We start from the raw sequence: 8,142 nt of genomic DNA, 5'->3' as shown, positions 1-8,142 counted from the left end.
AGGATACATTCGGAATCAAGCTCAGGTATAGCTGCTTTGCCTGCCGAGATACGTTTATTCATCAATCCCAATAAACCGCCGCCAAATTCGAGTTCGGCTCGCATCAAACAGCCGTTGATATTGCAATGATGTTCCGCACTGGGATCTTCATGATCATTCACCGGCTCCGAACCAAGATTTACCAACCCTAACAGATGGCCAAATTCATGGTTAAGGGTAGCCGATTCAGCATCTTCCACAGTCACCTGACTACTATTCACTGCTAATTCGCGGACCGTGGCCTCATAGATTACCATGGAGGTATTTCTATAAACAGCTCCCAGGGTTACCGAGCCTTGCTGAGGGTCATCGGTATCTGAAGGGGCATCTGCAAAATAAATGTAAATGGCAAGGGTAGAAGCATCATTGTACGCCGTTCTGTTATCGCTTTCGAGGTCTGCAATTTCCTGAAGGGTAAGATCGTTCTCATTGGGGCTGGGCAACTCCAGGTATTGTATCTCTATGTCTTGTTTAAAAGTATACTGTTGTAAAAAGGCCTGAAAATTATTCATAGCCTCAGCCGTTGGCTGAAAGCCCGTAACGTACCCAATTTCTATTAGTAACTTTGTAAAGGTATTATTAGACAAGATATCGTTGGAGGAGGCACCTGTGGCTAGCAAGTTGGCCGACTTGTCAATGGGGTCTGGAGGTGTTCCGGAACCGTTGGAATTCTTGGAGCAAGCGGCTACCAGAACAAGGCTTAAAAATAAAAAGACTACTTTTTTCATAGAATGCATTGTTAAAACTATCATTTCTCCTACTCTATAACAAATCAGCGGGCAAAAACCCTACATAAAACGGAATATTGAGGGCTCTATTATACCTTCAATGTTAATTTAGCCAGGTAGTCGTAATGAGTTCCCTTCCTTACAAGATTGCATTGAAATCCGTTTAATACGGCCGCTTCAGCTACCGTATTAAAATCAACATATAACCAATCCAACGGTTCACTCCTAAGTTCCTTATAGTACATTTCAAAACTAACCTCCCCATAGTAGGCACTATCTGCTGGAATAAAATATCCTCCATCCGCTGTTTTTTCATACATATAGATGATATCGCTGCTATCAAATAGCACTTGCCCCCCTGGATGTATGAGCTCTTTGATCTTTTCAAAAAAATCGGAAAGCTTATGGAGTTTTCCAACCAGGCCTATACCGTTCATTAACAATAATAAGGTGTCAAATCTCTTTCCTTCAAATTTCCAAAAATCAGTTTGGACCACCTCCCTGAGCCCCCGTTCCTTACAGACGGTAACAGCTCCCGGAGATTCGTCTAAAGCGGTAACAGTGAACCCCTTTGACGCTAAGTAAAGACTATGGCTCCCGGCACCACAACCAATATCCAGCACATTTCCTTTACAGGCTTTCAGAGCGGCCTTTTCCAGTGCAGGCATGGCCCTGTACTCGCGAAATAAATAGGCCACCGGGAGAATGTCTGCTTCCTCAAGAGAAGAGTAGGTTTCTATATTCTCTTCTTGCATCGTTCTATAATAGTCTAAAATGGCCGTGCCAAAAACATCAGTTTGCATCTGAAGCGTTTTTTCATGCAAAAGTGAGATATTTGTACCATCCATAAAAATCCTTGGGCAACTTATAGAGGCATTAACCTATGAAATCCATCCAATGAAGGAAGTACTGCAACAACTTCCTCAGAAAGCAGCCGAAAAGCAAGCAGAAAATAAAAAGTTTTTTGCTCGTTTAAAGAAAAGGCCTCCCAAAGACCTGGATTATACCATGAAACAACTGCACACGGCAGAATTTCAAAGGACCGATTGTCTGAGCTGTGCGAATTGTTGTAAAACCACCGGTCCGCTTTTTACCAGAAGTGATGTGGAAAGAATTTCCAAACACCTTAGAATGAAGACCTCCACGTTCGTAGATAGTTATCTACAAACAGACGAAGACGGGGATGAAGTGTTACAGCAGCTTCCCTGCACATTTTTAGGTGCTGATAACTATTGTAGTATTTATGATGTAAGGCCTAAAGCATGCAAAGAATACCCACATACCGATCGCAAAAAATTTCAACAACTGGGTGCCTTAACCATAAAGAATACCTTCGTATGTCCGGCGGCATTTAGTATCCTGGAAGAAATGAAACGACGTATCAAAGTATAGCCCCGTATACCTAATATCTATAAAATAGTTATTTTTGCTTCCATGGAAACGCTTATTCAGTACTTTGAAACCATTCCCTCCATCCATCGGAGTATACTTTTGGTCCTGGGGATCAGTTTTTTCTGGGTATTAGAAGGGGCAGTTCCCTTGTTTCGTTTTGAGTATAAAAAGTGGCGCCACGCGCTGCCTAATTTCTTTTTTACTCTGACCACCATTGTCATAAATTTTGCACTGGCGTTTTTACTCCTTACAACGAGTGATTGGGTAGCAGCCAACAATTTTGGCATCATCAACTGGTTACCAGAAATGCCATTATGGGCGTATATTCTCCTCGGGGTTCTACTACTGGATTTTTTTGGGGCCTATTTGGCACATTATGTAGAGCACAATGTTAAACCCCTTTGGATGATCCATTTGGTACACCATACGGATCATGAGGTAGATACCACCACGGCCAACAGGCATCATCCTCTGGAAAGCTTTATCAGATTTGGGTTCACGCTGGGAGGTGTACTTTTAGTAGGAACACCCATTGGGATCGTCATGTTATATCAATCATTATCCCTATTGGCCACACAGTTTGGGCATGCCAATATCCGTTTGCCCAGGAAAGTAGACCAGGCTATTAGCTGGGTGCTTGTTTCTCCGGATATGCATAAGGTGCATCACCACTTTGTATTGCCCTACACGGATTCTAATTATGGGAATATCTTTTCTATCTGGGACCGCATCTTCGGTACGTACATGGAACTAGATCGTGATGACATTGTCTATGGGGTAGATACCTTTCCAAATAAAGAAGAAAACGGCAGTATTATGGGTTTATTAAAACAACCCTTCCACAAATACAGAAAACCTACAGGAGGTGCTTCAAATCCCTAAGGATATATCAGGTATTTTGCCCTGATCTTTGCAAATTTTTCCAGATCTGCTTGCCAGGTGGCCCTTATCTCGGTCTCTGAAAGGCCCGCCTCTATTTGTTTTTGAAGTTGATCTGTCCCTGCGTGTTTACTAAAACCTGAAGTATTAAAAAAAGCATCTTTCTCCTGACAATGTTGGTATGCTTTAATGAGCCATTCTAGTGAAACCTTTGAAAGATGGGCTGAGTTGCTGAGGTCTTCTCCAAAACATGTCGATCCCAGCTGTTTGGGCGACTTGGCGCCCGGATTAGGTTCAGGCACATAGGAAAAAGAAAAAAAGTCCTTATCTAAAAATGGAGCTCCGTATCGCTGAAATTGAAATTCGGTACCCCTGCCTGCATTTATATTGGTCCCTTCAAAAAGCCCTAAGCTTGGATACAGGTTGATTGATTGGTCGTTCGGAAGATTGGGGGAGGGCCTGAGCGGCAAGCTGTAAGTACTTAGATGAGAATAATTCTCTAACGATATAATGTTTAGTTGTGCTTTGACACCATTTTCCAGCCAGCCTTCTTCATTGATCATTTGTGCATATTCCCCTATGCTCATCCCATAAACCAGAGGAATAGGTGTCATTCCAAGAAAGCTCGTAAACTCTGGTTCCATGGTGGGGCCGTCTATATAATGCCCATTTGGGTTGGGTCTGTCTAAGACCAAAATCGGGATATTAGATTCTGCACAAGCCTCCATCACAAGCTGAAGTGTGGCGATATACGTATAAAAACGAACACCAACGTCCTGAATATCGAATACCATCATATCTAATCCTGCCAGGTCCTTCTTGCTTGGCTTTCTGTGTGCTCCGTACAAGGAGATAATAGGCAGTCCGGTGCGCAAATCTACCCCATCCTCAACTTTTTCGCCTGCGTCGGCCAAACCCCTAAAACCGTGTTCAGGAGAAAATACTCGTGTAACGGCAATGTTCAAACTCAAAAGCGAATCTACCAAATGGGTAAAAGGGAGTGCACTGTCTCCTTCTATAGCTTTTTGTTTGAATATCACACTTGTCTGATTGGCTATTACGCCTATCTTCTTATCTGCCAGCAGAGGCATATACTCGCCGGTCCTGTTGGCGCCTACGATGATTTGTGCAGGCTCGGCAGGGGTCTCAAAAGAAGGGGGAACATCTTGTACCACCGTGCGGCTTTGAGCCCTGCTACCGCAGGAAATAATGAGCATTACAGTCAAAAATAACAGGATAAAAGAGGGATGAACTCCCCCCAAATATTCAGGGAGTTCTTTCCTCTTCGTCCAAGAAACATGGCCAACTAACAGAGGAAAACTGTATTTTTGATTCTCGTTAAAAAGCATCGATTGAATTTAGAACTGTTTATCGCAAAACGCCTTGTCAAAGGTAAGCAGCATAAAATTAGCATATCTGCCCCGATAATAAAAATAGCTATTGCCGCTATTGCATTGGGGATATTGATGATGTTGATTGCTATGGCTACAGGGGTGGGCCTTAAGTATAAAATACGAGAGAAGATCACCGCGTTCAATGGCCATGTACAAATCTATAATTACGACAATAATATCTCGGATGTTTCGGTGATCCCGGTTTCGACGGAGCAAGAATTTTACCCCAACTTTGATCTGGTAGATGGGGTAAGACATATTCAGGCGGTAGCCACCAAGGCGGGTATCATCAGGACGGAAGACACTTTTGAAGGTATCATTGCGAAGGGGGTGGGCAAAGATTATGATTGGTCTGTCTTTGAGGATTTTGTGGTTGAGGGTAGCTTGCCTACCTATACCTCTGAACTCAATACAGAGGTGTTGATGTCCAGACTTATGGCCAACAGGTTGCAGTTAGCAGTAGGCGATGAGTTTTTTACCCTTTTCTTAAAAGAAGAGGATCCTTCTAAAGTTCCCAATCAACGCAAGTTTAAGATCATTGGGATCTACGACAGTGGTTTTGAAGAATTCGACGGCACCTATATTTTTGTGGATATTCGTCATATTCAACGAATGAACCAATGGGGAGAAAAGGAAGTTGGGAATTTTGAGATCTTTCTGGACGACTTTGATTCCATCGATGAAAAAAGCAGGGAGATCTATGGGAAGACTCTTTCTACCTTAGATACACAGACCATTCAGAATAAATACTACAAGATCTTCGAATGGATAGGCCTCTTCGATTTTAATATTGCCATTATTATTGGGATCATGATCATAGTAGGGGGTATAAATATGATTACCGCACTGCTTGTTCTTATTCTGGAAAGGACGCAAATGATCGGGGTCTTAAAAGCACTCGGAGCAAACAATTGGAGCATCCGAAAAGTATTTCTGTACAATGCAGCCTATCTTATCCTTATTGGTTTGTTCTGGGGGAATTTGCTTGGCTTGGGACTTATCTGGCTGCAAGATAGATTCCGTTACTTTAAATTTCCTAATCCACAGGAGTACTATATAGACTACATTCCTGTTTACATAGACCTGCCAACCATCTTGCTGCTTAATCTAGGGGTGCTGGTTCTTTGTATGAGTATGTTGTTGATACCCTCTTATATCATCACAAGAATAACTCCGGTAAAGGCAATCAAATTCGACTAGCATCTTAAAACTGGCCACCCTATTCGTAATAGGAATAAAATTCCAACCAAATGATCTTTCCCCTTAGGCCTTAATTTAGGGAACCAGTATCTTTGCAATCATTATGGAATATGCAGAAAATATTTTAGGAACCATTGGCAATACCCCTTTGGTAAAAATGAATAAACTAACGGCAGAATTGCCCTGCCTTGTGTTGGCCAAATATGAAACATTTAATCCCGGGAATTCTGTAAAAGACAGGATGGCGCTTCAAATGGTAGAGGATGCTGTTGCTGCCGGAAAACTAAAACCAGGTGGCACAATCATAGAAGGAACTTCCGGGAACACAGGAATGGGACTTGCCCTGGTAGCCGTTGTTAGAGGGTATAAAATGATCTGTGTGATCAGCGATAAGCAATCCAAAGAAAAGGTAGATATCTTAAAAGCCATGGGCAGCGAGGTATATGTATGCCCTACGGATGTGGCCCCGGAAGATCCCAGAAGTTATTACTCAACTGCCAGAAGGCTCTCAGAGGAAATACCCAATTCCTGGTATGTGAATCAATACGACAACCCTTCCAATACCAAAGCACATTTTGAATCTACCGGGCCGGAGATCTGGGAACAGACAGACGGCAAGGTGACTCATTTTGTGGTAGGGGTAGGTACTGGTGGTACCATCTCGGGGGTAGGCGCTTATTTAAAGTCTAAAAATCCCAAGGTCAAAGTTTGGGGCGTGGATACCTATGGATCGGTGTTTAAAAAGTATCACGAGACGGGGATATTCGACAAGAATGAGATTTATCCCTATATCACCGAAGGTATTGGAGAAGACATTTTGCCAAAGAATGTCAATTTCGATATTATTGATGGTTTCACCAAGGTGACGGATAAGGATGCCGCGGTTTATACCCAACGTTTGGCCAAAGAGGAAGGAATGTTTCTGGGTAACTCAGCCGGTGCAGCTATTAAAGGGGTACTGCAGTTAAAGGATCATTTTAAGAAGGATGATGTGGTGGTGGTGCTATTCCATGATCATGGCAGTCGTTATGTAGGAAAGATCTATAATGACGATTGGATGAGAAAGCAGGGCTTTTTGGATTAGTTTTGGTATCTTTTGGATTAAAATACTCATATGAATTTTAGGCACATCCTACCTTTTGTGATGGTTCTTAGCATCCCGCTATTAACAGTTTCCCAAAAACTATCCCGGATCGAAAAGAAAATAGTCGCCTCTGTTGAAAAAAACAATGCAGAAGCTCTTTCGTTTCTGGAGAAAGTAGTGAATATAAATAGTGGAACGCTCAACACACAGGGGGTGAAGGAAGTTGGGATGGTTTTTAAAGATGCATTTGATGGGATCGACTTTACCACTCGATGGGTGGAAATGCCTTCCGAAATGAATAGAGCTGGCCATTTGTTCGCAGAAATTAACGGCAACAAAGGAAAAAAGATCCTTCTTATTGGGCATCTGGATACTGTATTCGAAGAAAATAGTCCCTTTCAGGCATTTGAACAATTAAATGACAGTACCGCACACGCGCCTGGAGGGAATGATATGAAAGGTGGTGACATAATTATTCTCTATGCTTTAAAAGCACTTCACGAACAAGGATTACTTTCGGATGCTCAGATCATTGTGGCTTTTACAGGAGATGAGGAGAGTACAGGAAAACCTTTGGACATAAGCAGAAAAGACCTTATTGAGGCTGCTCAACGCAGCGATATTGCCCTGGGGTACGAAACCTCTACCGGGTTTAATTATGCGACCGTAGCCCGCCGTGGTTCCTCAGGCTGGGAAGTGGAGGTTACGGGAAAAAGGGCCCATTCTTCTGGTATATTTAGTGAGCGAACCGGAGCCGGAGCTATCTTTGAAATATCACGTATCCTGAATGCCTTTTACGAGGAGGTGAGAGGGGAAGAATTTCTCACTTTTAATCCGGGTATCCTCATGGGGGGTACTTTTGTGGAGTACGACGCTAAAAAAAGCACAGCAGAGGTTTTTGGAAAATCGAATGTGGTGGCACAGAAGGCAATGGTCAAAGGAGGCCTTCGTTTTATTTCTGAAGAACAAAAAGAAGCAACACGTGCCAAAATGAGGGCTATTGTAGCGAACAATCTTCCCCAAACCTCGGCCACCATTAGTTTTACAGACAGCTATCCTGCCATGCAACCTACGGAGGGCAATATGGATCTCCTCAAGGAATTGAATACGGTAAGCCTGGACCTTGGGCAGGGAGAAGTAGTTGGGTACGATCCCGGTAGAAGAGGAGCGGCAGATACCTCTTTTGTGGCCAACTATGTTGATTGTCTGGATGGACTGGGAACCATGGGATCCGGGGCTCACACCCCCAATGAAACCGTAAATTTAAAAACCATAGAGGCCCTGACAAAAAGATCTGCCGTACTTATTTACAGATTACTCAATCAATAAGGCATGGAAAGAATCACCTATAAGAATCAGATAGTAGATATAGAGGGAGGAGAATTACGCAGTTACCAGGTAGATGGCTATGAATTGATGCATCAGA

The 8,142-nt window shown here is 43.0% G+C and carries 8 protein-coding genes; 5 read left to right on the top strand and 3 right to left on the bottom strand.

Features of this window, described 5'->3' with window-relative positions:
- Positions 1-767 (bottom strand): hypothetical protein (locus tag WBM49_RS10440; RefSeq protein ID WP_424371995.1); only part of this gene is annotated, 767 nt, incomplete at its 3' end.
- Between the two features lie 89 nt (positions 768-856).
- A complete protein-coding gene (locus tag WBM49_RS10435) occupies positions 857-1,570 on the bottom strand; it encodes a class I SAM-dependent methyltransferase (protein ID WP_424371994.1) in 714 nt (237 codons plus the stop codon).
- Positions 1,571-1,664: 94 nt separating this feature from the next.
- Here WBM49_RS10435 and WBM49_RS10430 point away from each other — a divergent pair, with 94 nt between their 5' ends.
- Positions 1,665-2,159 carry a YkgJ family cysteine cluster protein gene (locus tag WBM49_RS10430; protein WP_424371993.1) on the top strand — a complete coding sequence of 165 codons (495 nt, stop codon included), beginning with the start codon at positions 1,665-1,667 and terminating at the stop codon, positions 2,157-2,159.
- Between the two features lie 42 nt (positions 2,160-2,201).
- Positions 2,202-3,041, top strand: coding sequence for a sterol desaturase family protein (locus WBM49_RS10425; protein ID WP_424371992.1), 840 nt, complete (start codon positions 2,202-2,204; stop codon positions 3,039-3,041).
- Here the strand turns inward: WBM49_RS10425 and WBM49_RS10420 are convergent.
- Positions 3,038-4,255 carry an exo-beta-N-acetylmuramidase NamZ family protein gene (locus WBM49_RS10420; RefSeq protein ID WP_424371991.1) on the bottom strand — a complete coding sequence of 406 codons (1,218 nt, stop codon included), beginning with the start codon at positions 4,253-4,255 and terminating at the stop codon, positions 3,038-3,040. The two genes, WBM49_RS10425 and WBM49_RS10420, sit on opposite strands and share 4 nt — an antisense overlap.
- A gap of 135 nt (positions 4,256-4,390) precedes the next feature.
- Here WBM49_RS10420 and WBM49_RS10415 point away from each other — a divergent pair, with 135 nt between their 5' ends.
- The 3 genes from WBM49_RS10415 (at position 4,391) to WBM49_RS10405 (ending at position 8,045) form a co-directional block, all read left to right on the top strand.
- On the top strand, positions 4,391-5,632 hold the full coding sequence (locus tag WBM49_RS10415; RefSeq protein ID WP_424371990.1) for an ABC transporter permease: 1,242 nt from the start codon (positions 4,391-4,393) through the stop codon (positions 5,630-5,632).
- A 103-nt stretch (positions 5,633-5,735) separates the two neighbouring features.
- Complete coding sequence (locus WBM49_RS10410) at positions 5,736-6,716, top strand: PLP-dependent cysteine synthase family protein (protein ID WP_424371989.1); 981 nt, start codon at positions 5,736-5,738, stop codon at positions 6,714-6,716.
- 30 nt (positions 6,717-6,746) lie between these two features.
- Positions 6,747-8,045 carry a M20/M25/M40 family metallo-hydrolase gene (locus WBM49_RS10405; protein WP_424371988.1) on the top strand — a complete coding sequence of 433 codons (1,299 nt, stop codon included), beginning with the start codon at positions 6,747-6,749 and terminating at the stop codon, positions 8,043-8,045.
- Positions 8,046-8,142 lie beyond the last annotated feature (97 nt).

Source organism: Muriicola sp. (genome assembly GCF_049669965.1).
Taxonomy (GTDB): domain Bacteria; phylum Bacteroidota; class Bacteroidia; order Flavobacteriales; family Flavobacteriaceae; genus Muriicola.
Note: the sequence above shows the minus strand (reverse complement) of the source record. Positions and strands in the feature narration are given on the sequence as shown.

Coding starts and splice junctions, on each gene's coding strand:
- WBM49_RS10435 (WP_424371994.1), bottom strand. CDS start 1,570: ATGCAAACTGATGTTTTTGGCACGGCCATTTTAGACTATTATAGAACG.
- WBM49_RS10430 (WP_424371993.1), top strand. CDS start 1,665: ATGAAGGAAGTACTGCAACAACTTCCTCAGAAAGCAGCCGAAAAGCAA.
- WBM49_RS10425 (WP_424371992.1), top strand. CDS start 2,202: ATGGAAACGCTTATTCAGTACTTTGAAACCATTCCCTCCATCCATCGG.
- WBM49_RS10420 (WP_424371991.1), bottom strand. CDS start 4,255: ATGCTCATTATTTCCTGCGGTAGCAGGGCTCAAAGCCGCACGGTGGTA.
- WBM49_RS10410 (WP_424371989.1), top strand. CDS start 5,736: ATGGAATATGCAGAAAATATTTTAGGAACCATTGGCAATACCCCTTTG.
- WBM49_RS10405 (WP_424371988.1), top strand. CDS start 6,747: ATGAATTTTAGGCACATCCTACCTTTTGTGATGGTTCTTAGCATCCCG.